Genomic DNA, 25220 nt, shown 5'->3' on the forward strand with positions numbered 1-25220 from the left:
CCACTTCCAAGTGCCTACTTGAGCCGCCACTCCCCTCCGGCGAGCCTAGACGCCATGACCGACTACGCAGTCGCATCCCGCACTCCTCTCACCCTGCTGGGCACCGGCGCCATGGGCACCGCCCTGGCCCGGGCCTGGCTCGCCGCCGGGCATCCGGTGACCGTCTGGAACCGCACGCCCGCCCGGGCCGAGGCCCTCGCCGCCGAGGGCGCGGCCGTCGCACCGAGCGCCGCCGCGGCCGTCGCGGCGAGCCGCCTGGTCATCGCCTGCCTGCTGGACGACGCCTCCGTCGGCGAGGCCCTCGACGGGGCCGACCTCACCGGGCGGGACCTGGTGAACCTCACCACCGGCACTCCCGGCGAGGCCCGCACGCGCAGCGCCTGGGCCGAGGCGCGCGGCGCGCGGTTCCTGGACGGCGGGATCATGGCCGTGCCGCCGATGATCGGTGACCCGGAGTCCGGTGGCTACGTCTTCTACAGCGGCTCCCCCGAGCTGTTCGGGGACCACCGCGCCACCCTGGCCGTCCCGGCGGGCACCCGCTACGTGGGGGCCGACCCGGGATTCGCCGCGCTGCACGACGTGGCGCTGCTGAGCGCGATGACCGGCATGTTCGCGGGCATCACGCACGCCTTCGCCCTGATCCGCCCGGAGGAGGTCGCACCGCACGACTTCGCGCCGCTGCTCGCGGACTGGCTGACCGCGATGGCCCCGGCCGTGCACGGGACCGCCGGTCACCTGGAGAGCGGCGACTACACCGAGGGTGTGGTCTCCACCCTCGCGATGCAGGTCGCGGGCAACGCCACCCTGCTGCGCACGGCCCAGGAGCAGCGGGTCAGTGCGGAGCTGCTGACCCCGTTCATGGCGCTGATGGAACGGCGGCTGGCCCAGGGCCACGGCGACGAGGACGGCACGGGGACGATCGAACTGCTGGACCTGCGGCGCCGGGTGGACGCCTGAGGCCCGTTCCACCGAGGCGTGGTCCGCCGGCCCGCCCGCTCACTGCTCGTCGACGCGCTCGCAGACGACGAACCCGGGCTCGATCTCCGAGCACTCGAAGACGGGCTGGGTGAACCCGGCCGTCACCGCCGTGCCCGCCCCCTGCCCGTGCCCGGCGGGGTGATAGGCGAGCGAGAAGTGCCCGGCGGCGTCCGGGTACTTCTCCAGCAGGCCGCGGAACTCCTCGAACAGCCCGCCGAACTCCGCCGGGACGGCGTCGCCCCGGTCGCGTTCCACTGTCATGGCGGCCTCCTTCTGCACAGAGGCGCGGGTACGTCCGGCAAGCGGTCACCGGCACCGGCGCCGCACACCGCCCGGGTCCCGCGCGCCGTCCCCCACCTCCAGTTTCACACCGCGAGGGCGGGCGCGCAGCGCGCTCCGAACGGCCGGCGGGGCCGCAGCGATCAGGCCGCCCACTGCTCGTACGCGAGGTTCGCCACCAGGGCGAAGACCACCGTCAGCAGGACGACGCGGACGAAGCCGCTGCCCTTCTTCAGGGCGGTGTGGGCGCCGAGGGTGCCGCCCGCCAGGTTGAACACGGCCATCAGGGCGGCCAGCTGCCACAGGACGGTGCCCTGCCAGGCGAAGGTGGCCAGGGCCCCGGCGTTGGTGCAGCAGTTGACGATCTTGGCCGTGGCGGAGGCGGTGACGAGGTCGAGGTGGAGGACGGCCGTGAGGGTCAGCACCAGGAAGGTGCCGGTGCCGGGGCCGATGAGCCCGTCGTAGAAGCCGATGCCCAGGCCCGCCAGGCCGATCGCCGCGAGGATCCGGCGCGGGCCCGCCGGGCCGGTCGCGGGGGCCGTGCCGAAGGCCGGGCGCAGGATCACGAAGGCGGCCACCCCGAGCAGCACCACCATGATCACCGGCTTGAGGACCTCCGTGCTCATCCCGGCGGCGAAGAAGGCCCCGGCCGAGGACCCGGCCAGGGCGGCCAGCCCGATGCGGATCGCCGTCCGCACGTCCACCGGGGCCCTGCGGGCGTAGGTGACCGCCGCGCCGGTGGTGCCCACGATGGCGACCGCCTTGTTGGTCCCCAGCGCGTACGCGGCGGGGGTGTGCGACGGCAGGCCCAGCAGCAGCGCCGGCAGCAGCAGGAGGCCGCCCCCGCCGACCACGGCGTCGATCCACCCGGCGGCGAGGGCCGCGACGCAGAGCAGGACGATCATGGTCAGCGATATGTCGGGCATGACGGCGACCTTATGCGACGCCCGGGCGGCGCCTCACACCCCCCGTCCTCGCACGTCAGGAACCCTCACACGGGCCCGGCGCCGCCGCTGAGGGCAGCGTTCCCCGCGGGAAACAGGGGGGATGCGGCCGGGTAACACCGGCACCGCACGCTCGGGACATGACCTCGAACGAGCGTGTGGTGGTGATCGGCACCGGCCTGGCGGGCGTACGGCTCGCCCGGCGGCTCGGCGAGCTGGGCACGTCCGCGCTGCTGGTCGGCGAGGAGGAGCACCGGCCCTACAACCGGGTCCTGCTCGCCGAGGTGCTGGCCGGGCGGTACAGCCCGGAGGTGATCGCCCTGCCCGCCCCCGCGGACGTCCGGCGCGCCCGGGTCACCGGCATCGACCGCGAGCGGCGGGCCGTCGTCTGCGACGACGGCTCCCGGATCGCGTACGGCCGGCTGGTCCTCGCCACCGGCTCCAACCCCGTCCTGCCGCCGCTGCGCGGGCTGTTCACCGGCGGCGGCGAACTGCCCGAGGGCGTCCACGCGTTCCGCACCATGGACGACTGCCTGGGCCTGTCCGAGGCCGTCCGGCCCGGTGTGCGGGCGGTCGTCGTCGGCGGTGGCCTGCTCGGGGTCTCCGCGGCCCGGGCCCTCGCCCTGCGCGGCGCCCAGGTCGTGCTCGCCCAGCAGTCCGAGCGGCTGATGGAGCGTCAGCTCGACCCGGCCGCCTCACGGCTGGTGCTGCGGCACCTGACGGACCTCGGCGTCGAGGTGCACACCGAGTGCCGGGTCCGGGACGTGCGCTGCGCGGCGGGCGCGGTCCGCTCGGTGGAACTCGCCGACGGGTACGCGCTCGACGCCGACCTGGTGGTCGTCGCCTGCGGGGTCCGTCCGCGGACCGGTCTCGCGCAGGACGCCGGACTCGACGTGCGCAAAGGCGTCGTCGTGGACGACGAACTGCGCACCTCCGACCCGTACATCCACGCGATCGGCGACTGCGCCCGGCACGACGGCGTCCTGTACGGACTCGCCGCCCCGGCGCTCGAACAGGCCGAGGTGCTGGCCCGGTCGCTGGCCGGGGACCCCACCGCCCGCTACACGGGCACGCGTTCCCTGACCCGGCTCACCCTGACCGGCGGGGACGGTCCCTTCGATCTGGCCGCGTTCGGCGAGACGGAGGCGCTCCCGGGCGACGACGTCGTCCAGCTCGCCGACGCCACCCGGGGCACCTACCGCAAGGTCGTCGTCCGCGACGACCGCCTGGTCGGCGGGGTCCTCGTCGGCGAACTCGGCACCGTCGGCACGCTCGCCCGCGCCTGGGAGGGAGCAGAGCCGCTCCCTGCCGGCGGCCCGCTGCTCCACCTGCTCACCAACGATGGAGGCTCCTGATGACGGCCACCCCGGGGGCGACCCCGACGATCGTGCTCGTCGGCCACGGCATGGTCGGCCAGCGCTTCCTCGAAGCGCTCGCCGAGCGCGGCCTGACCGCCACGCACCGCGTGGTGGTGCTCTGCGAGGAGCCGCGCCCGGCCTACGACCGCGTCCAGCTCACCTCGTACTTCTCCGGCCGCACGCCCGAGGACCTGTCCCTGACGGATCCGCGGTTCCTCGCCGGCCACGGCATCGAGCTGCGGGTCGGCGACCCGGCGGTCTCGGTGGACCGGGTGGCCCGCACGGTCACCGCCCGCTCCGGTGAGGTCGTCGGCTACGACGTCCTCGTCCTGGCCACCGGCTCCTACCCGTTCGTGCCGCCGGTCCCGGGCAAGGACGCCGAAGGCTGCTTCGTGTACCGGACGATCGAGGACCTCCTCGCCATCGAGGAGTACGCGAGGACCGCCACCACCGGTGCCGTGGTCGGCGGCGGCCTGCTCGGCCTGGAGGCCGCGGGCGCGCTGAAGGGCCTCGGACTCACCTCGCACATCGTGGAGTTCGCGCCCCGGCTGATGCCCGTGCAGGTCGACGAGGGCGGGGGAGCCGCGCTGCTGCGCACCATCGAGGGGATGGGCCTGAGCGTCCACACGGGCGTCGGCACGCAGGAGATCGTCGTCGGCGAGGACGGTGCCGTCACCGGCATGAAGCTGTCCGACGGCTCCGAACTGGCCACCGACCTGGTCGTGTTCTCCGCCGGTGTGCGCCCCCGCGACCAGCTGGCCCGCGACTGCGGCCTCACCGTCGGCGAGCGCGGCGGCATCGCGGTCGACGAGCAGTGCCGTACGGTCGCCGACCCGCACGTCTTCGCCATCGGCGAGTGCGCGCTGGCCGCGGACGGCCGGGTGTACGGGCTGGTGGCACCGGGATACGAGCAGGCCGAGACGGCGGCGGCCACGATCGCCTCCGACGAGGCGTCCTTCACGGGTGCCGACCTGTCCACCAAGCTGAAGCTGCTCGGGGTGGACGTGGCGTCCTTCGGCGACGCGCACGGCACTGCCGGGGACTGCCTGGACGTGGTGTACTCCGACTCCCGGGCGGGCCTGTACAAGAAGCTGGTCATCGGCCGCGACGGCACGCTGCTCGGCGGCATCCTGGTCGGCGACGCGGAGGCCTACGGCACGCTGAAGGCGTTCACCGGGTCCGTCCCGCCGGTCCCGCCGGAGTCGCTGGTGCTGCCCGCCGGGGCCGGGCAGCCGGCCGCGCTCGGCCCGTCGGCGCTGCCGGACGAGGCGATCGTCTGCTCCTGCCACAACGTCTCCAAGGGCACGATCCGCGGCGCGGTCACCGACCACCGCTGCACGACCGTGCCGGAGGTGAAGAAGTGCACCAGGGCCGGCACCGGCTGCGGTTCGTGCGTGAAGGTCCTCGGGCAGCTCGTCGACGCCGAGCTGGAGGCGAACGGCGTCACGGTCGACAAGGGCCTGTGCGGCTGCTTCTCCCAGACCCGCGAGGAGCTGTACGAGATCGTCCTCGCCCTGCGCATCACCGGCCACCGGGAGCTGCTCGACCGGTACGGCCGCGAGGAGGCCCGGGGCGGGGAGGGCTGCGAGGTGTGCAAGCCCACCGTCGGCTCGATCATCGCCTCCCTCGCCCCGGCGATCGGCGCGAGCGGCTACGTCCTGGACGGTGAGCAGGCGGCCCTCCAGGACACCAACGACCACTTCCTGGCCAACCTGCAGAAGAACGGCTCGTACTCCGTCGTGCCCCGCATCCCCGGCGGCGAGATCGCCCCGGAGAAGCTGATCGTCATCGGCGAGATCGCCCGCGACTTCGGGCTCTACACGAAGATCACCGGTGGCCAGCGGATCGACATGTTCGGCGCGCGGGTCGAGCAGCTCCCGCTGATCTGGGCCCGCCTGGTCGACGCCGGCTTCGAGTCCGGCCACGCCTACGGCAAGTCGCTGCGCACGGTGAAGTCCTGCGTGGGGCAGACCTGGTGCCGCTACGGCGTCCAGGACTCCGTACGCATGGCGATCGACCTGGAGCTGCGCTACCGGGGGCTGCGCTCCCCGCACAAGCTCAAGTCGGCCGTCTCCGGCTGCCAGCGCGAGTGCGCCGAGGCGCAGTCCAAGGACTTCGGCGTGATCGCCACCGCCAACGGCTGGAACCTCTACGTCGGGGGCAACGGCGGCGCCACGCCCCGCCACGCGGACCTGCTCGCGCAGGACCTCTCGGACGCCGAACTGGTCCGCCTCATCGACCGGTTCCTGATGTTCTACATCCGCACGGCCGACCGGCTGGAGCGCACCTCGACCTGGCTGGAGCGGATCCCGGGCGGCCTGGACCACGTGCGGGACGTCGTCGTGCACGACTCGCTCGGCATCTGCGAGGAGCTGGAGCAGCTGATGCGGGCGCATGTCGCGCACTACCGCGACGAGTGGGCCGAGACCGTCAACGACCCTGACAAGCTCGCCCGGTTCGTGTCCTTCGTCAACGCCCCGGACACCCCCGACCCCGTCGTCGCCTTCGTCCCGGAGCGCGACCAGATGAAGCCCGACCTGCCACTGCTCTCCCTCGGCATGCGACCCGCCGACGACGTACTGGAAGGAAGCGCCCAGCGATGACCCTGGCACCCGAGACCACCGACCTGAAGGTCGAACTCCGCCTGTCGGGCGAATGGTTCGCGGTCTGCGACCTCGACGCGCTGCTCCCGGGCCGCGGAGTGGCGGCCCTGCTGCCCGGCGGACGCCAGGCCGCGCTCTTCCGCGACCGCACCGGAGCGCTCTTCGCCATCGACAACCGCGACCCCTTCACGGGCGCGGCCGTCCTCTCCCGCGGTCTCACAGGCACCCACCGGGGCCGCCCGTTCGTCGCCTCACCGCTGCTGAAGCAGCGCTTCGACCTGGCGTCGGGCCAGTGCCTGGACGACGAGGCGGTCCGGGTGGCGGCGTACGAGGTGCGCGCCGCCTGAGGGGCGTCCCCCACCGGGACACATCACGAACGGCTCGCGGCCGGGGGACGATCGGCCCCCCGGCCGCCATTTCTTGTCCATGCTCCGTCAATCCGGCGACCCTAGCGTTCCTCCCGCCCTCCCCTGCTCCCAGCACGACCCCGCCGTCGACCGGCGGCGGGGCGGTACGGCACTTGATGGAGTGAGAGTGGAACGTCGCAGTCTCCTGCGTGCGGCCGTCCTCGGCGGTACCTCGGCCGCCCTGGGCGGAACCCTGTGGCGCGGCGCCGCGTACGCCGCCCCCGCCCAGTCCGGCGCCGGCCCCTACGGCCCGCTGGGTTCCCCCGACGCCAACGGCATCAGGCTCCCGGCCGGTTTCACCAGCCGGGTCGTGGCCCGCTCCGGCCAGCGGGTCGGCGCCACGGCCTACACCTGGCACCCCGCCCCGGACGGCGGCGCCTGCTACGCCGACGGCACCGGCTGGATCTACGTCTCCAACTCCGAGGTCAACCCGTCGGGCGGCGCGAGCGCGGTGGTGTTCTCCGCCACCGGCGCGATCACCGGGGCGCACCGGATCCTGTCCGGCACGCGGCAGAACTGCGCGGGCGGCAGGACGCCCTGGAACACCTGGCTGTCCTGCGAGGAGGTCGACCGCGGCTACGTCTACGAGACCGACCCGTGGGGCGTGAAGCCGGCGGTGCGGCGGGACGCGATGGGCCGGTTCAAGCACGAGGCTGCGGCGGCCGATCCGGTCCGGCGGGTCGTCTACCTGACGGAGGACGTCACCGACGGCTGCTTCTACCGCTTCCGCCCGACGACCTGGGGCGACCTGTCCTCCGGCACGCTGGAGGTGCTGGTGGCGGGCAGCGGCACCAGCGGCCCGGTCACCTGGTCCCGCGTCCCCGACCCGTCCGGCGCGACCGCCACCCGCAACCAGGTCGCGGGCGCCAAGCGCTTCAACGGCGGCGAGGGCTGCCACTACGCGAACGACACGTGCTGGTTCACCACCAAGGGCGACAACCGCGTCTGGCGGTACGACGCGGCCGCGCAGACCGTCGAACTCGCCTACGACGACTCACTGGTGACCGGCGGCACCGCCCCCCTGACCGGCGTCGACAACGTCACCGGCGCCGCCTCCGGCGACCTCTTCGTCGCCGAGGACGGGGGCACGATGGACATCTGCGTCATCACCCCCGCCGACGTCGTCGCCCCCTTCCTGCGCGTCGAGGGCCAGTCCGGCTCGGAGATCACCGGCCCGGCCTTCTCCCCCGACGGCACCCGCCTGTACTTCTCCAGCCAGCGCGGCACGTCCGGCAGCTCCTCGGGCGGCATCACCTACGAGGTCCGGGGCCCGTTCCGGGCGTGACCCCCGTGCGCCCCCTCCTGCACCGGGACCGCCGGTGACCATCGGCGGTCCCGGGCGTTCCTCCGGTCGGGCAGCCCGTCCGGGCTGCCGTGCCGACGGAAGGGACACCACCCGTGGACACGACCGTGCCCGCCTCCGACGTACCGCTCGTCCTGCCGCGTGCCGAGTGGGTGAGGACACTGCCGCAGAGCATCGCCGCCTCCTGCGTCCTGCTGCTGGACGCCGAGGACCGGATGCTCCTGCTGCGTTATGCCGCGGGCCAGCCGGGGGCGGGGATGTGGGGGCTGCCGGGCGGGATGCTGGACCACGGGGAGGATCCCGTCACCGCCGCCCGCCGGGAGCTGTGCGAGGAGACCGGCCTCGTGCCGGCCGAGGCGCCCCGGCTCCTCGGTTACGACCACCGGTCGGAGGTGCTGGGCACCGGGCCGGTGATCGACTTCTACTTCCACGGCGGCCGGCTCCCGTCACCGCTGTCGGTGCGCCGCAGCGCCGAGCACGACGACGACGGTCTGTTCGCCCCGGGCGACCTGGCCGGCGTCTCCTTGTCGCCCGGGCTGCCCGCCCTGGCGGCCCTGCACGCGGCGGCCCTGACCGGCACGGTGGTGTGCCTGCGGGAGAGCCGGCCCGTGTGAGCGGCCCGGGGTGGACATGCCCGAAGAGCGGGGACGGCACCTCCGCACAAAAGGTGCCGCCCCCGCTCTCCCCCGTGGTCCGGAGCCGCCGCGATCGGTGAGGGTCGGGGACCGACGGCGGCTCCGGGTCCGTGCGGCTAGCGGTGGTCGCTGCCCTGGGACTGGACCGCGGCCCGGCCCGCCTCCAGGCGGGCCACCGGGATGCGGAACGGCGAGCAGGAGACGTAGTCGAGTCCGACCTCGTGGAAGAAGTGGACCGACTCCGGGTCACCGCCGTGCTCGCCGCAGACGCCGAGCTTCAGGTCGGGCCGGGTCGCGCGGCCGGCCTGGGCGGCCAGCTTCACCAGCGAGCCGACGCCGTCCTTGTCGATCGTCTCGAACGGGGAGACGCCGAAGATGCCCTTCTCCAGGTACGCGGTGAAGAAGCTCGCCTCCACGTCGTCCCGGGAGAAGCCCCACACCGTCTGGGTGAGGTCGTTGGTGCCGAAGGAGAAGAACTGGGCGGCCTCGGCGATCTGACCGGCGGTCAGCGCGGCGCGGGGCAGCTCGATCATCGTGCCGATGGACAGCTTCAGCTGCGCGCCGGAGGCCGCCTCGACCTCGGCGATGACCTTGTCGGCCTCCTCGCGCACGATCTCCAGCTCCTGGACCGTGCCCACGAGCGGGATCATGATCTCGGCGCGCGGGTCGCCCTTGGCGGCCTTGCGCTCGGCCGCCGCCTCGGCGATCGCCCGGACCTGCATGGTGAACAGGCCGGGGATGACCAGGCCGAGGCGCACCCCGCGCAGGCCCAGCATCGGGTTCTGCTCGTGCAGCCGGTGCACGGCCTGGAGCAGGCGCAGCTCGTTCTCGTGCGGTTCCTGGCGGGACTCGGCCAGCGCCACGCGGACGGACAGCTCGGTGATGTCCGGCAGGAACTCGTGCAGCGGCGGGTCCAGGAGGCGGACGGTGACCGGGAGGCCGTCCATCGACTCGAAGAGCTGCACGAAGTCCTGCTTCTGCAGCGGCAGCAGCTGCTTGAGGGACTCCTCGCGCTCGGCGTCCGTGTCGGCCAGGATCAGCCGCTCCACCAGCTCGCGCCGGTCGCCGAGGAACATGTGCTCGGTGCGGCACAGGCCGATGCCCTGGGCGCCGAAGCGGCGGGCGCGCAGCGCGTCCTCGGCGTTGTCGGCGTTGGCCCGCACCCGCAGGCGGCGCTTGCGGTCGGCGAAGGCCATCATGCGGTGGACGGCCTCGACCAGCTCGTCGGCGTCGTCGGCGCCCGGGTGCATCCGGCCCTCGAAGTACTCCACGACCGGCGACGGCACGACCGGCACCTCACCGAGGTAGACCTTGCCGGAGGAACCGTCGATGGAGACGACGTCGCCCTCCTCCACGACGTGCCCGCCGGGGACGGTCATCCGGCGGCGCTTGGTGTCGACCTCCAGCTCCTCGGCGCCGCAGACACAGGTCTTGCCCATGCCGCGCGCGACGACGGCCGCGTGGGAGGTCTTGCCGCCGCGGGAGGTCAGGATGCCCTCGGCGGCGATCATGCCGTCCAGGTCGTCGGGGTTGGTCTCGCGGCGGATCAGGATGACCTTCTCGCCGGAGCGGGACCACTTGACGGCCGTGTAGGAGTCGAAGACCGCCTTGCCGACCGCGGCGCCCGGGGAGGCGGCGATGCCGCGCCCGACCTGCTCGACCTTGGCGCTCTCGTCGAAGCGCGGGAACATCAGCTGCGCGAGCTGGGCGCCGTTGACGCGGGTGAGCGCCTCGGCCTCGTCGATCAGCCCCTGGTCCACCAGCTGGGTCGCGATGCGGAAGGCCGCGCCCGCGGTGCGCTTGCCGACCCGGGTCTGGAGCATCCACAGGACGCCGCGCTCGATGGTGAACTCGATGTCGCAGAGGTCCTTGTAGTGGTTCTCCAGCGTCTCCATGATCTGCATGAGCTGGTCGTACGACTTCTTGTCGATCTGCTCCAGCTCGGCCAGCGGCACGGTGTTGCGGATGCCGGCCACGACGTCCTCGCCCTGCGCGTTCTGCAGGTAGTCGCCGTAGACGCCCTGGTGGCCGGAGGCGGGGTCGCGGGTGAAGGCGACGCCGGTGCCCGAGTCGGGACCGAGGTTGCCGAAGACCATGGAGCAGACGTTGACGGCCGTGCCCAGGTCGTGCGGGATGCGCTCCTGGCGTCGGTAGAGCTTGGCGCGGTCGCCGTTCCAGGAGTCGAAGACGGCCTTGATGGCGAGGTCCATCTGCTCGCGCGGGTCCTGCGGGAAGTCCCGGCCGGCCTCGGTCTTGACGATCTTCTTGAACTTGGTGACGAGCTTCTTGAGGTCGGCCGCCTCCAGCTCGGTGTCGACGGTGACCTTCTTGGCCGCCTTCGCCGCCTCCAGCGCGTCCTCGAACAGCTCGCCGTCCACACCCAGGACGGTCTTGCCGAACATCTGGATGAGGCGCCGGTAGGAGTCCCACGCGAACCGGTCGTCGCCGGCCTGCCTGGCCAGGCCCTGCACGGACTTGTCGGAGAGGCCGATGTTGAGGACGGTGTCCATCATGCCGGGCATGGAGAACTTGGCGCCCGAGCGCACCGACACCAGCAGCGGGTCGTCCGCCTGGCCGAGCTTCTTGCCCATGCGGGCCTCGAGGGCGTCGAGGTGGGCGCTCACCTCGTCACGCAGTGCCGCCGGCTCCTCGCCGCTCTCCAGGTAGGTCTTGCAGGCCTCGGTGGTGATGGTGAAGCCGGGGGGAACCGGCAGTCCGAGGTTGGTCATCTCGGCGAGGTTCGCGCCCTTGCCACCGAGGAGGTCCTTGAGGTCCTTGTTGCCCTCGGTGAAGTCGTAGACGAACTTCACGCCCTCAACGCTCTGGCCCGGCTGAGCTACGTGGGGATCTTTGTTTTCCGACACGGGTCTCGACTCCTCGAGGACGCGGTGGCTGCCCTGACGGCGAGGAACATACCCAGATCAAAGGCGTCTGAGGAGGTCCACTCGCGCGTCATGCGCCTGTAACCACTCGTCCGCCAGCGGATCGAAAGTCAAGGCTGAGCAAGCGATCGCAGCCGCATGTTTTCACTTCTTGAACGCAAGACGCTTCTCTCCAGCCTCTGCGCGCTCATCTGAGCGAAGTTTGCGCACATATGATTTCGCTCGATGAACGATCAAAGGGTGGCACTGAGTGCCACCCTTTGAGGAAGTGCAGTCGCCCATGATCCGCTCATCTGAGCGCAGCCCTTATCAAGGGTGGCGAGAATCACGCTGCCACAGCCGCCCGGATTTCACCATGCGGACGGGTCACGGGCCGGGGAACACCGTGGTCACACCCCGGACACGCGCAGTCGCCCCTCGGCCCGCTCGCAGTGCGCGCACGCCGGTGAGGGAGGGAGTTCCGGCCGGATTCCCGGCGATCACCGGGACCCCCGGTCCGGCAGGGTCGCGACGGTCGCCGCCGTGCACGCGCGGTCCCGCCGGAGGTTTGCCGGGTGTTTGCCGAGCCGTGGCCCGGCGGGCTGAACGCACCTGGTGGGCGTCCCGTACGCAACGGTGGCGGACCCGTTCCCCCACGCGGGTCCGCCACCTCGCCGCGTTCCGCATGGGAAGGACCTCCGGGTGCCTGTCTTCACACGCTTCCATGAGCCGCCCCAGCCGGGCGACGGCCCATCCCGCGTCGCGGCCGGGACGGGGGCCGGAGGCAGAGGGGAGGGCGGGGGCGACCCGGCCGGGGAGTCCGTCGCGGCCCGGGACGGGGGCGCGGTGCGCGGCACCCTCTCCCGGTCGCTCCCCGGGCACCTGCCGGCCCGTCTGCGCGCCTGGCGCGCCCGGCACCCGGGGACCGCACGCGCCCTGCACCGGGCCACGACCCTGCTGGCCGCGGCCCTGGTCCTCGGGGCGCTGCTGCTGCCGAACAGGCTCGCGGCGCTGCACGCGGGCAGCTTCGCGAGGATCCCCGTGGAGGCGGTCGCCGGGGCCGTCGTGGTGCTGGTGCTGCCGCCGCGGCCCCGGCTGGCCGCCGCGGTGCTGTACGGGCTGGGGCTGACCGTGCTGACCACGGTCAACCTGCTCGACATGGGGTTCAACGAGTACCTCGGCCGGGGCTTCAACGCCGCGCTCGACTGGGACCTGCTGCCGGACGCCCAGGGGTACGTCCGGGACACCTTCGGCGGGGGTGTGGCGACCGCGGCCGCCGTCGGCGCGGTGGTGCTCGTGCTGCTGGTCGCCGCCGTCCTGGTCGCGGCGGCGGTCCGGCTGTCCGGCGTGCTGGCCCGCCACCGGGCGCGGTCCACCAAGGGGGTCCTGCTCGCGGGCACCGCGTGGGTCGCGTGCGCCGCTCTCGGCCTGACGCTGCCGGGTGGCCCGCTCGCCTCCGGACGCGGCGCCGGGGCCCTGCGGGTGCACGCCCAGCGCACGGTCGACTCGCTGCGGGACGAGGCCGCGTTCGCGAAGGAGGCCCGGGCCGACACCTTCGGCGACACCCCGCCGGGCGAGCTCCTGCCCGATCTGCGCGGCAAGGACGTGATCTTCACCTTCATCGAGAGCTACGGGCGCAGCGCCGTCGAGGACCCGGTCATGGCCCCCGGCGTCGATCGGACCCTGGACGCGAGCACCGCGGCGCTGCGCGAGGCCGGCTTCGCGGCGCGCAGCGGCTGGCTGACCTCGGCGACGTACGGCGGCAGCAGCTGGCTCGGTCACTCCACGGCCATGTCCGGCCTGTGGATCGACAACCAGCGCCGTTACCGCACGGTCACCGCGGGCGAGCACCTCACCCTCACCAAGGCGTTCCAGCGGACCGGGGCCTGGGACACGGTCGGCGTGATGCCGGGCGTGCAGAAGGGCTGGCCGGAGGAGAAGTGGTACGGCCTGGACCAGGTCTACGACGCGTTCGACCTGGGCTACCGAGGGCCGAAGTTCAGCTGGTCGACCATGCCGGACCAGTACGCCCTGGAGGCGTTCCAGCGGCGGGTGCACGGCAGGGAGCGGGACAAGCCGCTGATGTCCCTCGTCATCCTCACCTCCAGTCACCAGCCCTGGGCCCCGATCCCGAAGCTGGTCGGCTGGGACGAACTCGGCGACGGCTCGGTCTTCGACGCGATCCAGCGAGCCGGCAACAGGGCCTCGGACGTCATCACCGACACCACGAGGTCCCGCGAGGAGTACGGCAGGTCCATCCAGTACTCCGTCACCAGCCTCACCCAGTGGCTCGAGCGCTACGGCACCGACGACACCGTCCTGGTGTTCCTCGGCGACCACCAGCCCATCGCCCGGGTCAGCGGCGACCACGCCTCACGCGACGTACCGGTCTCGATCGTCGCCAAGGACCCGAAGGTCCTGGACAAGGTCGCCGACTGGCACTGGACGGAGGGCCTCAGGCCCGCTCACGACGCACCGGTGTGGCGGATGGACTCCTTCCGCGACCGCTTCCTGAAGGCGTTCGGCTCCACACCCCACCCCTCGACGGGCTGATCAGCCGCCGGAGGTGTCGAGTTCGGCGTCCTCGCCGACGCCGGCGCAGTCGTAGGGGTCCTTCAGCCAGCCGTCCGGCAGCACCACGCGGTTGTTGCCGGACGTACGGCCGCGGGGCCCGTCGGCACCGGCGGGCCAGGGCTGGTCGAGGTCGAGTTCGTCCAGGCCGGAGCGCAGCTCCTCCAGGGACGAGGTGATCGCGAGACGCTTGCGCATCTCGGAGCCGACCGCGAAGCCCTTCAGGTACCAGGCGACGTGCTTGCGGAAGTCGACGACGCCCTTGGACTCGTCGCCGATCCACTCGCCGAGCAGGGTGGCGTGCCGGACCATGACGTCGGCGACCTCGCGCAGGGCGGGCCGGGCGATGTCCTCGGTGCGGCCCTCGAAGGCGGCCACGAGGTCGGCGAAGAGCCAGGGCCGGCCCAGGCAGCCGCGGCCGACGACCACGCCGTCGCAGCCGGTCTCGCGGACCATGCGCAGGGCGTCCTCGGCGGACCAGATGTCGCCGTTGCCCAGCACGGGGATCTCCGGCACGTGCTCCTTGAGCCGGGCGATGGCCTCCCAGTCGGCGGTGCCGCCGTAGTGCTGGGCGGCGGTGCGGCCGTGCAGCGCGATGGCGGTGACGCCCTCCTCGACGGCGATCCGGCCGGCGTCGAGGTAGGTGATGTGGTCGTCGTCGATGCCCTTGCGCATCTTCATCGTCACCGGCAGATCGCCGGCGCCGCTGACCGCCTCGCGCAGGATGGCGCGCAGCAGGTTCCGCTTGTACGGCAGCGCCGAGCCGCCGCCCTTGCGGGTGACCTTCGGCACGGGGCAGCCGAAGTTGAGGTCGATGTGGTCGGCGAGGTCCTCCTCCGCGATCATGCGGACGGCCTTGCCGACGGTCGCCGGGTCGACGCCGTAGAGCTGGATGGACCGGGGCCGCTCGCTCGCGTCGAAGTGGACGAGCTGCATGGTCTTCTCGTTGCGCTCGACCAGGGCCCGGGTGGTGATCATCTCGCTGACGAACAGGCCCTTGCCCCCGCTGAACTCCCTGCACAGGGTGCGGAAGGGAGCGTTGGTGATGCCGGCCATCGGGGCCAGGACGACGGGGGGCCGGACGGTGTGCGGGCCGATCTGGAGGGGCGTGGACATTCCTCCATTGTGCCGTGCAATGAACGGGTAAAGTTCGTTAGTTAGGCACACTATCGAAATCGGCGTACGATGGACCCCATGCCCGAACCCGGTCCCCGCCGCCGCATGCTGGTGCTCGCGATCTGCTGCATGAGCCTGCTGATCGTGAGCCTCGACAACACGGTCCTGAACGTGGCCCTGCCGGCCATGCAGCGGGACCTGCACGCGAGCACCTCGGGCCTGCAGTGGACGATCGACGCGTACACCCTCGTCCTGGCCTCGCTGCTGATGCTCGCCGGTTCCACCGCCGACCGGATCGGCCGCAAGCGGGTCTTCATGGCGGGCCTGGTGGTCTTCACCCTCGGCTCGGTCCTGTGCTCCCTCGCACCGGACCTCGAGGCGCTGGTCGCGTTCCGGATGGTGCAGGCGGTGGGCGGTTCGATGCTCAACCCGGTGGCCATGTCGATCATCACCAACACGTTCACGGACCCGCGCGAGCGGGCCCGGGCGATCGGTGCCTGGGGTGCCGTCGTCGGCCTCTCGATGGCCGCCGGTCCCCTGGTCGGGGGCGTGCTGGTGGAGTCGGTGGGCTGGCGCTCGATCTTCTGGATCAACCTGCCGGTCGGACTGGCCGCCCTGCTGCTCACCCTGCGCTTCGTCCCCGAGTCCCGCGCGCCCCGGGCCCGCCGCCCCGACCCGGTCGGCCAGGTGCTGGTGATCGCGCTGTTCGGCTCTCTGACATACGCGATCATCGAGGCGCCGAGCACGTCCTTCGCGTCCATCGCCCCGCTGGCCGTCGTGGCCCTGGCCGCGCTGACCGGCCTGCTGCTGTACGAGCCCCGCCGCGAGGAACCGCTGATCGACCTGCGGTTCTTCCGCTCGGCGCCGTTCAGCGGGGCGACGGTCGTCGCCGTCAGCGCCTTCGCGGCGCTCGGCGGGTTCCTGTTCCTGTCGACGCTGTACCTCCAGGGCGTACGCGGGCTGACGGCACTGGAGGCGGGCCTGTGGATGCTGCCGATGGCGGTGCCGACGTTCCTGTGCGCCCCGCTGTCGGGCCGCCTGGTCGGCACGCGCGGTCCTCGCCTGCCCCTGCTGATCGCGGGCGCGGCGATGACGGTGAGCGGGGTGCTGTTCGCCGCGTTCGAGGCGGAGACGTCGAACACCACGCTCTTCCTCGGCTACGTCCTGTTCGGCGTCGGCTTCGGCTTCGTCAACGCGCCCATCACCAACACGGCCGTGTCCGGCATGCCCCGCGCCCAGGCGGGCGTCGCGGCGGCCGTCGCCTCCACCAGCCGCCAGCTGGGGCAGACGCTGGGCGTGGCCGTGGTGGGCGCGGTGCTCGCGGCAGGCGTGGGGGCGTCCTCGTACCGCGCCGCGTTCGTCTCCGCCGCCCGGCCCGGCTGGTGGATCCTCGCGGCGTGCGGCTTCGCGGTGCTGACGCTGGGCGCGCTGACGACGGGCCGGTGGGCCCGGCGCAGCGCCGAACGGGCCGCGGAGCGGCTGCGGCCGGCGGAGGCGCGGGACGTGGTGGCGACGGCGGAGCGCGCCTGACACGGGCCGTTCGGCCCCGGCTCCGGCGCCCGCGTCCGGAGCGGCGGGCGGCTGCCCCGCGGCACGCCCGGCGTGCGCCGCGTGGCCTGAGGGCGCGTCGCCGGGGTAGCAGTTCCGGTGCCGCGGAGGGACCGTGAGCAGCCGAGCACGACACGGGGGGCGTCATGACGCAGACCGACACGGGCAGCGTCTGCCGGTGGGACCAGCACGGGCGGCGGCACGTGGTACGCGTGCGGCGCACCGGCAGGCAGCGCACCCTCCGGTGCGACACCTGCGGCTGGCGCACCGCCGCGTCGCTGCCCGGGCTGACGGCCGAGGAGCACCTGCTGGAGGCCCATCAGGCGACGGTGGACCCGACGGCCGGGCCGAGGTCGGCGCGCCTTCCTACGCCGCGCGCCGCAGTCCCCGCACCAGCAGGTCGACGACGGCCGTGAAGTCGGCCTCGGCGCCCGGCTCCGTCCACTCCCGGGCGTGACCGGGGTCGTGGAAGCGGCCGGTGGCGTGGAAGACCGCGCGGGCGGCGGCTTCGGGGTCGGCGGCGGCGAAGGCCCCGGCGTCCACCCCGTCCCGCACGATGGCGGCCAACTGGGCGGTCAGGTCGGCGATGTGGTCGCCGACCGCCGTGCCGGCCTCGTCCGTGAGGACCGTGTAGGTGGCGAACAGCTCCGGGTCGTCGCCCGCCTTGCGGCGCTTGGCGGCGAACAGCGCGCTCAGCCAGTCCCGCAGCCGCGCCTCGGGGTCGCGGTCCGCGGCGGCGATGCCGGACAGCTCGCGGGAGGTGCGGTCCAGCCAGCGCTTGGTGACCGCCTCGCGCAGCGCCGCCTTGGTGCGGAAGTGCCGGTAGACACTGCCGTGGCTGACACCGAGCGCGCGGGCCACGTCCACCACGGTGGCCTTGGCCGGTCCGTGGCGGCGCAGCACCTCCTCCGTCGCTTCGAGGATGCGCTCGGCGGTCAGGGTCTCGCTGGTCGGTGCCATGCCCCCGACCGTACCCGGAGCCCGGTTCAGCTCTCGAGGTGCGCCATCTGGGCCGCCGGGTAGCGCTCGCCGGCGGCCGCCCCGGCCGGCACGGCCTCCTCGATCGCGGCGAGGTCGGCCTCGTCGAGGGCGACGTCCAGGGCGCCCAGGGCCTCGTCCAGCCGGTCGCGGCGGCGGGCGCCGACCAGCGGCACGATGTCCTCGCCGCGGGAGAGCACCCAGGCGATCGCGATCTGCGCGACGCTGACGCCCTTCTGCTCGGCGATCTTCCGCAGCGCGTCCACGAGGCGCAGGTTGTGCCGGAGGTTGTCCCCCTGGAAGCGGGGCGACATCGCGCGGAAGTCGCCCGGGCCCAGCTGCCGGTCGGCCGTGAAGTGACCGGAGATCAGCCCCCGGGAGAGCACCCCGTACGCCGTGACGCCGATGCCCAGTTCGCGTGTGGTGGGCAGGACCTCGGCCTCGATGCCGCGGGAGATCAGGGAGTACTCGATCTGGAGGTCGGAGATCGGTGCGGTGGCGGCGGCCCGGCGGATCGTGGCGGCGCCGACCTCGCTGAGGCCGATGTGCCGCACGTACCCCGCCTCGACCAGTTCCGCGATCGCGCCGACCGTCTCCTCGACCGGCACGTCGGAGTCCAGCCGGGCGAGGCGGTAGACGTCGATGTGGTCGACGCCGAGCCGCTGGAGGGAGTAGGCGGCGAAGTTCTTCACCGCGGCGGGCCGGCCGTCGTAGCCCGACCAGCTGCCGTCCGGGCCGCGCAGGGCGCCGAACTTGACGCTGACCAGGGCCTGTTCGCGCCGGGCGGCGGGGGCGGCGCGCAGGGCCTCGCCGATCAGCAGCTCGTTGTGGCCCATGCCGTAGAAGTCGCCGGTGTCGAGGAGGGTGACGCCCGCTTCGAGCGCCGCGTGGATCGTCGCGACGGACTCCGCCCGGTCCGCCTCGCCGTACAGGGCGGACATGCCCATGCAGCCGAGACCGAGGGCGGAGACCCGGGGGCCGGTGGTTCCGAGGGAACGCGTTCGCATCGTCATGCCCTCCACGATGGCATGACAGCTGACAGATTTCAATATCTGTCATTCGATACTTGTCAGTACCCCTCCGCCGGCGCCTGTCCTTGCCGGCGCTTGTCCTCGCCGGCGCCCGTCCTCGCCGGCGCCGTCGCTCCGCTACCGGACCGTCGTGGCGAGCTTCGCGCCCAGCGCCACGAACGACCCGGCGAAACCCCGGCGCAGCCACGCCATGACCCGCGGCCGGCCCAGCACTCGGCCGCGCACCGCCCCGGCCAGCAGCCCGTACGCGGCGAACACCAGGAAGGTGGCCAGCATGAACACCCCGCCGAGCCCGGCCATGCGGACCACCGCGCGCGGCTCCCCGGGGCTCACGAACTGCGGCAGGAACGCGAAGAAGAAGACCGTGAGCTTCGGGTTGAGGATGTTGATCAGCACGCCCCGCACGATCACCTGCCGTGCGGGCGGGGGTGCGGCCTCGCCCTCCTCGACGGCGAGGGCGTCCTTGTCGCGCAGGGTGGCCCAGGCCATGTACAGCAGGTAGGCGACGCCGGCGTACTTCAGCACCTGGAAGGCGGTCGCGCCGGCGTGCAGCAGGGCGGCCACGCCCGTGACGGTGGCCAGCAGGTGGGGCACGATGCCGAGCCTGCAGCCCACGGCCGCGACGACACCGGCGCGCGGGCCGCGGGAGAGCGCCGCGGCAAGGGTGTAGAGGGCGCCGGTGCCCGGCGTGGCGACGACGATCAGGGTGGTCAGCAGGAAGGCGAGGCTCATGACCCCACCCTCGCGCCGCGGATCTCACGGCAACAGGACCAATCGGCACCCCGCTTGAGGGACCAATCACGGCAACGCGACGGTGCCGGGCCCCCCTCGGGAGGGACCCGGCACCGTCGTACGGGGAAGAGGCGTCAGCAGCCGACCAGGCGGGCCGCCAGGTAGCCCTCGATCTGGTCGAGGGAGACGCGCTCCTGCTTCATCGAGTCGCGCTCGCGGACGGTGACGGCGTTGTCCTCGAGCGTGTCGAAGTCCACGGTCACGCAGAACGGCGTACCGATCTCGTCCTGGCGGCGGTAGCGGCGGCCGATGGCGCCGGCGTCGTCGAACTCGATGTTCCAGTTCTGCCGGAGCGCCTGGGCCAGGCCCTTGGCCTTCGGGGACAGCTCGGGGTTGCGGGACAGCGGCAGGACCGCGACCTTGACCGGGGCGAGGCGGTGGTCCAGGCGCAGCACGGTGCGCTTCTCCAGCTTGCCCTTGGCGTTGGGCGCCTCGTCCTCGACGTAGGCGTCCAGCAGGAACGCCAGCATGGCGCGGCCGACACCGGCCGCGGGCTCGATGACGTAGGGGGTCCAGCGCTCGCCGGCCTCCTGGTCGAAGTACGTCAGGTCCTGGCCGGAGGCCTTGGAGTGGGCGCCGAGGTCGTAGTCCGTGCGGTTGGCCACGCCCTCCAGCTCACCCCACTCGCTGCCGCCGAACTGGAAGCGGTACTCGATGTCGGCGGTGCGCTTGGAGTAGTGGGAGAGCTTCTCCTTCGGGTGCTCGTACCACCGCATGTTCTCCTCGCGCAGGCCCAGGCCGGTGTACCAGTTCCAGCGCTGCTCCATCCAGTACTCCTGCCACTTCTCGTCCTCGCCCGGCTTGACGAAGAACTCCATCTCCATCTGCTCGAACTCGCGGGTGCGGAAGATGAAGTTGCCGGGCGTGATCTCGTTGCGGAAGGACTTGCCCATCTGGGCGATGCCGAACGGCGGCTTGCGGCGCGAAGTGGTCTGCACCTGCGAGAAGTTGGTGAAGATGCCCTGCGCGGTCTCGGGGCGCAGGTAGGCGACGGAGCCGGAGTCCTGCGTGGGGCCGAGGTGGGTGGACAGCAGGCCCGAGAACTGCTTGGGCTCGGTGAACTGGCCCTTGTTGCCGCAGTTGGGGCAGTTGACGTCGGCCAGGCCGTTCTCCGGCAGGCGCTTGTGCTTGGCCTCGTAGGCCTCCTCCAGGTGGTCCGCGCGGAACCGCTTGTGGCAGGAGGTGCACTCGGTCAGCGGGTCCGTGAAGGTGGCGACGTGGCCGGAGGCGACCCAGACCTCGGGAGCCAGGATCACGGACGAGTCGATACCCACGACGTCCTCGCGGGACGTCACCATGTAGCGCCACCACTGGCGCTTGAGGTTCTCCTTGAGCTCGACACCGAGGGGGCCGTAGTCCCAAGCGGCGCGCTGACCGCCGTAGATCTCACTACAGGGGAATACGAAGCCACGGCGCTTGCTCAGGCTGACGATGGTGTCGATCTTGTCGGCGGCCACGGTGCTCTCTTCATTACGACGACGAATAGTGACGGTGCGGCGCGGAAGCGCCTCGATGAGGGGGTGGTGGTCGGGAGACGGGCGGGCGAAGCGAGATGCTTCCAGCGAATGACTCAGGTTACCGGCGGGGGCGCCCCCTCAATCAAATCGCTCCCCCTCGACCGCCCTCAAGGCCCTGGTGAGGGCGTTTGTTGACAACGGTTTCCATATTTGTTGAAAATGACTGTCATGAACGTACGACGACGCCTCATACCCGCCGCCCTGGCCTCCGCTCTGGGCCTCGGCGCCCTCACCGCCTGCTCCAGCGACAGCGCGGCGACGGGCAACACGGACAAGTTCGACGTCGTCGCCTCCTTCTACCCGATGGCGTTCCTCGCCGAGCAGATCGGCGGCGACCACGCGCACGTCACCAGCCTGACCGAACCGGGCCAGGAGCCGCACGACCTGGAGATCAGCACCAGGCAGCGCGCCCAGCTCGAGGAGGCCGACGCGGCGCTCTACCTCAAGGGTCTCCAGCCGGCCGTCGACGAGGCCGTCGCCCAGACCGGCATCGAGACGAAGATCGACGCGGCCGGCCTCACCCACCTTGAGGACCACGGCACCGGCGGCCACAGCCACGAGGGCGAGGAGGGCCACGCCGAGGAGGGCCACTCCGAGGAAGCCCACGCCGAGGAGGACGAGCACGGCCGCGACCCGCACGTCTGGCTCGACCCGGTCAAGTACGCAGAGATCGCCAAGGGCGTCGGCAAGGCCTTCGAGAAGGCCGACCCCGACCACGCGGCCGACTACGAGAAGAACACCGCGGCCCTCGTCGAGAAGCTGAACGCCCTGGACACCGACTTCGAGGACGGACTGAAGAACACCCGGAGCAAGGTCTTCTTCACCAACCACGCCGCCTTCGGCTACCTCGCCGAGCGCTACGGCCTCACCCAGGAGGCCATCTCCGGCGTCGACCCCGAGAGCGAGCCCAGCGCCGCCCGGGTCAGGGAGCTCCAGCAGGAGGCCAGGGCCGACGGCGTCACCACCGTCTTCTACGAGACACTGGTCTCCGACAAGACCGCGAAGACCCTCGCCCGCGACGCGAACCTGAAGACGGACGTCCTCGACCCAGTGGAGGGCATCACCGACAGGTCCCGCGGCGACGACTACTTCCAGGTCATGGAATCCAATCTCAAGGCCCTGCAGAAGGCCCTGGGCGCCAAGTGATCGACCCATCGGAGGACGGCATGAGCGAGCCCGTCGTATCCCTGCGCGGGGTCCGCGCGGACCTGGGCTCACGCCCCGTGCTGCGCGGCATCGACCTCACCGTGCGCAGCGGCGAGGTGGTCGCGCTGCTCGGCGCGAACGGCTCGGGCAAGTCGACGGCCGTGCGCAGCATCATCGGCCAGGTGCAGACCGGCGCCGGCGAGATCCGGCTGTTCGGCACCGACCGCGCGCGCTTCCGCGACTGGCACCGCGTGGGCTACGTCCCGCAGCGCACCACGGCCGCGGGCGGCGTGCCCGCCACGGTGACCGAGGTGGTGTCCTCCGGCCGCCTGTCGCGGGCCCGCTTCGGCGTGCTGCGCAAGGCCGACCACGCGGCCGTGCGGCGTGCCCTGGAGCTCGTCGGCATGGCCGACCGGGCCAAGGACCCCGTCGACGCCCTCTCCGGCGGCCAGCACCAGCGCGTCCTGATCGCCCGCGCCCTGGCCTCCGAGCCCGAACTGCTGATCATGGACGAGCCGATGGCCGGCGTCGACCTGGCCAGCCAGGAGGTCCTCGCGCACACGCTCACCGAGCAGGTCTCGCAGGGCACCACCGTGCTGCTCGTCCTGCACGAACTGGGCCCGCTGGAGCCCCTGATCGACCGGGCGGTCGTCCTGCGCGACGGCTGCGTCGTGCACGACGGGCCGCCCCCCAAGGCCGTCGGGCAGCACGCCCTGCCCGGCCACGACCACGTGCACCCGCACGCACCGGCGGGCGCCGAACCGATCCGCACGGGACTGCTGAGCTGATGGACTTCCTCGACTACGCCTTCATGCAGCGGGCCCTGCTCGCCGCCGTCCTGGTCGGCATCACCGCCCCCGCGGTCGGCATCTACCTGGTCCAGCGCCGCCAGGCCCTGATGGGCGACGGCATCGGCCACGTCGCGATGACCGGCGTCGGCCTCGGCTTCCTGCTCACCTGGTCCCCGGTGTGGATGGCGACCCTGGTCTCCGTCCTCGGCGCGGTCCTCATGGAGCTGATCCGCTGGTACGGCCGGACCCGCGGCGACATCGCCCTCGCGATGCTCTTCTACGGCGGCATGGCCGGTGGTGTGATGTTCATCAACCTCGCGCCGACGGGCTCCAACGCCAACCTGACGTCCTACCTGTTCGGTTCGCTGTCGACGGTGTCCGCGTCGGACGTGACGGCGATCTGCGTGCTGGCCGCCTTCGTCGTGCTGGTCACGCTGGGCCTGCGCCGGCAGCTCTTCGCGGTCAGCCAGGACGAGGAGTTCGCCCGGGTGACGGGCCTGCCGGTGCGCGTGCTGAACCTGCTGACCGCGGTCACCGCGGCCGTCACGGTGACGGTGGCGATGCGCGTGGTGGGCCTGCTGCTGGTGAGCGCGCTGATGGTGGTGCCCGTCGCGGCCGCCCAGCAGATCGCCCGCAGCTTCGCCGCCACCTTCGTGATCGCCGTGGCCATCGGGGTGAGCGTGACGATCGGCGGCACCGTCACCTCGTACTACCAGGACGTGCCGCCCGGGGCGACCATCGTGCTGCTTACCATCGGCGCGTTCGTGGTGCTGACGGCGCTGGCCACCCCGCTGGCACGCCGCCGCGCCCGGGCCCGGGCGGCCGCGCTCGGTGCGGCCGATCCCGCCGAGTGCGCGATCCCGGGCAGCCGTCAGGCGACCGACGAGGTCGGCGTCTGACCGCCCCCGCAACCGGGCTGGCACAATGGCCCGGGCAAGGCAGACGTGAGGAGGCAACGGTGACGACCGCTGGACCGTCCGTGAAGGGCCGCGCCACCAAGCAGCGGGCCGCCGTGGCGGCGGCCCTGCAGGAGGTCGACGAGTTCCGCAGCGCGCAGGAACTGCACGACATGCTCAAGCACAAGGGCGACTCGGTCGGGCTCACCACGGTCTACCGCACCTTGCAGTCCCTCGCCGACGCCGGCGAGGTCGACGTCCTGCGCACGGCCGACGGCGAGTCCGTCTACCGCCGCTGCTCCACCGACGACCATCACCACCACCTCGTGTGCCGCGGCTGCGGCAAGGCCGTGGAGGTGGAGGGCCCGGCCGTGGAGTCGTGGGCCGAGGCCATCGCCGCCGAGCACGGCTTCGTGAACGTGGCCCACACGGTGGAGATCTTCGGCACCTGCGCGGAGTGCGCGGCGGCCGCGAAGTAGGCAGCCGCGCCGCGACCGGAGACCGGAGACCTCAGGAACCCCCGGGGCCCTCGGCGCTACCGGCCCGCGCCGGCAGTGCCGACGTGACCGCCGCGAGGAGCAGCACCGCTGCGGCGATGACGAGCAGCGCCCGCCCGGTGCCCAGCGGCACCAGCAGCAGCGTGCCCAGCACCCCGCCGGCGAAGATGCCGCCGACCGTGGCCGTCCAGCGCGTGCGCGCCAGCCGCTGCTTCACCGGTACCCCGCGCAGCGCCGTCCGCGGGCGCCTCAGCACGTCGTTGACGAGCTCGGCGATCGCCGTCTGACTCAGCAGCGTCGGCATGCCCGGCACGTGCACGCGCAGCGCGGTGGAGGCCCGCACCCCCATGGCGAGGGCGACCAGCGCGATGACGGCGTGGTCCTGGCCGGCGTCGGCGGCGGCCTGCGTGCCGTGCCGCCACAGCGCCACCGCACCGGCGGCCACCAGCAGCACGGCCTCGCACACCAGCCCGGCCGGGAACCAGGCCCGCCCCCGGTCCGCCACCGCCTTGAGGGCGAGGGCGGCGAGGGCGGCTCCGGCGACGAACGCCCCGATGGCGGTGACGGGCCGCGCCACCGGGATGTCCCCGTCCCCGGCGAGGGCGAAGGACAGGAAGAGCACGTTGCCGGTGGCCAGGGCGCAGAAGACCTTTCCCATGGTCAGGAAGCTGACGGCGTCGACGGCGCCCGCCAGCACGGTGAGGACGGTCATGACGGCCACCCGCCGGGTGTCGCTCGCGAGGGCCGGTGAGGCATCGGGCATGCGGCCAGTGTGGACACCCGGGCCCGCCCCCTGCGGGACGGACACCCCGGACACGCGGCCGCACGCACCACGCGGCCCAGGGGCGACGCCCCAGGGCGGGCCGGATGGGGCCTAGGTCGTGTCTCTTTGATGGGTTGATCAGTTGATCGGATGTGCCTGTCCGATTGATGATCACCGATGCGATGTGGGACCGGATCGAGCCGCTG

At 72.6% G+C, this 25220-nt stretch carries 21 protein-coding genes; 12 read left to right on the forward strand and 9 right to left on the reverse strand.

What is annotated here, in order from left to right; all coding sequences use genetic code 11:
• The first annotated feature begins 54 nt into the window (after window positions 1–54).
• The gene (locus tag ACH4C6_RS28430; protein ID WP_398111454.1) at window positions 55–957 is read left to right on the forward strand and encodes an NAD(P)-dependent oxidoreductase; all 903 of its coding nucleotides are present in this window, start codon (window positions 55–57) and stop codon (window positions 955–957) included.
• 39 nt (window positions 958–996) lie between these two features.
• Here the strand turns inward: ACH4C6_RS28430 and ACH4C6_RS28435 are convergent, their stop codons facing one another.
• Together ACH4C6_RS28435 and ACH4C6_RS28440 are read right to left on the reverse strand one after the other, a co-directional pair.
• Complete coding sequence (locus ACH4C6_RS28435) at window positions 997–1239, reverse strand: hypothetical protein (protein ID WP_398111455.1); 243 nt, start codon at window positions 1237–1239, stop codon at window positions 997–999.
• Between the two features lie 161 nt (window positions 1240–1400).
• Window positions 1401–2183: a sulfite exporter TauE/SafE family protein gene (locus tag ACH4C6_RS28440; protein WP_398111456.1), complete on the reverse strand. Its 783-nt coding sequence runs from the start codon at window positions 2181–2183 to the stop codon at window positions 1401–1403.
• 158 nt (window positions 2184–2341) lie between these two features.
• On the opposite strand from ACH4C6_RS28440, the gene ACH4C6_RS28445 reads away from it, so the two are divergent.
• The 5 genes from ACH4C6_RS28445 (at window position 2342) to ACH4C6_RS28465 (ending at window position 8486) form a co-directional block, all read left to right on the forward strand.
• The gene (locus ACH4C6_RS28445) at window positions 2342–3556 is read left to right on the forward strand and encodes an NAD(P)/FAD-dependent oxidoreductase (RefSeq protein WP_398111457.1); all 1215 of its coding nucleotides are present in this window, start codon (window positions 2342–2344) and stop codon (window positions 3554–3556) included.
• A complete protein-coding gene (nirB, locus tag ACH4C6_RS28450) occupies window positions 3556–6162 on the forward strand; it encodes a nitrite reductase large subunit NirB (protein WP_398111458.1) in 2607 nt (868 codons plus the stop codon). Before ACH4C6_RS28445 ends, nirB begins: the two co-directional genes overlap by 1 nt.
• Window positions 6159–6509: a nitrite reductase small subunit NirD gene (gene nirD / locus ACH4C6_RS28455; RefSeq protein ID WP_398111459.1), complete on the forward strand. Its 351-nt coding sequence runs from the start codon at window positions 6159–6161 to the stop codon at window positions 6507–6509. Before nirB ends, nirD begins: the two co-directional genes overlap by 4 nt.
• A gap of 187 nt (window positions 6510–6696) precedes the next feature.
• Window positions 6697–7854, forward strand: a complete 1158-nt coding sequence (locus tag ACH4C6_RS28460; protein ID WP_398111460.1) for an alkaline phosphatase PhoX — start codon at window positions 6697–6699, stop codon at window positions 7852–7854.
• A 113-nt stretch (window positions 7855–7967) separates the two neighbouring features.
• A complete protein-coding gene (locus ACH4C6_RS28465; RefSeq protein WP_398111461.1) occupies window positions 7968–8486 on the forward strand; it encodes an NUDIX hydrolase in 519 nt (172 codons plus the stop codon).
• Between the two features lie 137 nt (window positions 8487–8623).
• Here ACH4C6_RS28465 and ppdK read toward each other — a convergent pair whose 3' ends face one another.
• Window positions 8624–11371, reverse strand: a complete 2748-nt coding sequence (gene ppdK / locus ACH4C6_RS28470; protein WP_398111462.1) for a pyruvate, phosphate dikinase — start codon at window positions 11369–11371, stop codon at window positions 8624–8626.
• Between the two features lie 699 nt (window positions 11372–12070).
• On the opposite strand from ppdK, the gene ACH4C6_RS28475 reads away from it, so the two are divergent.
• Entirely contained in the window at window positions 12071–13921 is a 1851-nt protein-coding gene (locus ACH4C6_RS28475; protein ID WP_398111463.1) for a CDP-alcohol phosphatidyltransferase, read from the forward strand.
• Here ACH4C6_RS28475 and dusB read toward each other — a convergent pair whose 3' ends face one another.
• A complete protein-coding gene (gene dusB / locus ACH4C6_RS28480; protein WP_398111464.1) occupies window positions 13922–15055 on the reverse strand; it encodes a tRNA dihydrouridine synthase DusB in 1134 nt (377 codons plus the stop codon).
• Between the two features lie 78 nt (window positions 15056–15133).
• Here dusB and ACH4C6_RS28485 point away from each other — a divergent pair, with 78 nt between their 5' ends.
• Window positions 15134–16585 carry an MFS transporter gene (locus ACH4C6_RS28485; protein WP_398111465.1) on the forward strand — a complete coding sequence of 484 codons (1452 nt, stop codon included), beginning with the start codon at window positions 15134–15136 and terminating at the stop codon, window positions 16583–16585.
• A 384-nt stretch (window positions 16586–16969) separates the two neighbouring features.
• Here ACH4C6_RS28485 and ACH4C6_RS28490 read toward each other — a convergent pair whose 3' ends face one another.
• The 4 genes from ACH4C6_RS28490 to ACH4C6_RS28505 all read right to left on the reverse strand — a co-directional run bounded on the left by ACH4C6_RS28490 (window position 16970) and on the right by ACH4C6_RS28505 (window position 20861).
• Window positions 16970–17563, reverse strand: a complete 594-nt coding sequence (locus ACH4C6_RS28490) for a TetR/AcrR family transcriptional regulator (protein ID WP_398111466.1) — start codon at window positions 17561–17563, stop codon at window positions 16970–16972.
• A 26-nt stretch (window positions 17564–17589) separates the two neighbouring features.
• Window positions 17590–18594 (reverse strand): aldo/keto reductase, encoded by a 1005-nt coding sequence (locus ACH4C6_RS28495; RefSeq protein ID WP_398111467.1) that lies wholly within the window; start codon window positions 18592–18594, stop codon window positions 17590–17592.
• Window positions 18595–18729: 135 nt separating this feature from the next.
• On the reverse strand, window positions 18730–19344 hold the full coding sequence (locus ACH4C6_RS28500) for a LysE family translocator (RefSeq protein ID WP_398111468.1): 615 nt from the start codon (window positions 19342–19344) through the stop codon (window positions 18730–18732).
• Window positions 19345–19478: 134 nt separating this feature from the next.
• Window positions 19479–20861, reverse strand: a complete 1383-nt coding sequence (locus ACH4C6_RS28505; RefSeq protein WP_363118706.1) for a glycine--tRNA ligase — start codon at window positions 20859–20861, stop codon at window positions 19479–19481.
• A gap of 228 nt (window positions 20862–21089) precedes the next feature.
• On the opposite strand from ACH4C6_RS28505, the gene ACH4C6_RS28510 reads away from it, so the two are divergent.
• The 4 genes from ACH4C6_RS28510 to ACH4C6_RS28525 are packed head-to-tail and all read left to right on the forward strand — an operon-like array spanning window position 21090 to window position 24233.
• Entirely contained in the window at window positions 21090–22067 is a 978-nt protein-coding gene (locus tag ACH4C6_RS28510) for a metal ABC transporter substrate-binding protein (RefSeq protein ID WP_398111469.1), read from the forward strand.
• A gap of 20 nt (window positions 22068–22087) precedes the next feature.
• Window positions 22088–22855, forward strand: coding sequence for a metal ABC transporter ATP-binding protein (locus tag ACH4C6_RS28515; protein ID WP_398111470.1), 768 nt, complete (start codon window positions 22088–22090; stop codon window positions 22853–22855).
• A complete protein-coding gene (locus ACH4C6_RS28520; RefSeq protein WP_398111471.1) occupies window positions 22855–23757 on the forward strand; it encodes a metal ABC transporter permease in 903 nt (300 codons plus the stop codon). Before ACH4C6_RS28515 ends, ACH4C6_RS28520 begins: the two co-directional genes overlap by 1 nt.
• Before the next feature lie 59 nt (window positions 23758–23816).
• The gene (locus ACH4C6_RS28525) at window positions 23817–24233 is read left to right on the forward strand and encodes a Fur family transcriptional regulator (protein ID WP_398111472.1); all 417 of its coding nucleotides are present in this window, start codon (window positions 23817–23819) and stop codon (window positions 24231–24233) included.
• Between the two features lie 31 nt (window positions 24234–24264).
• Here ACH4C6_RS28525 and ACH4C6_RS28530 read toward each other — a convergent pair whose 3' ends face one another.
• Window positions 24265–25014 carry a YoaK family protein gene (locus ACH4C6_RS28530; protein WP_398111473.1) on the reverse strand — a complete coding sequence of 250 codons (750 nt, stop codon included), beginning with the start codon at window positions 25012–25014 and terminating at the stop codon, window positions 24265–24267.
• Window positions 25015–25220 lie beyond the last annotated feature (206 nt).

This window comes from Streptomyces sp. NPDC017943 (assembly GCF_044328425.1).
Lineage (GTDB): Bacteria > Actinomycetota > Actinomycetes > Streptomycetales > Streptomycetaceae > Streptomyces > Streptomyces djakartensis_A.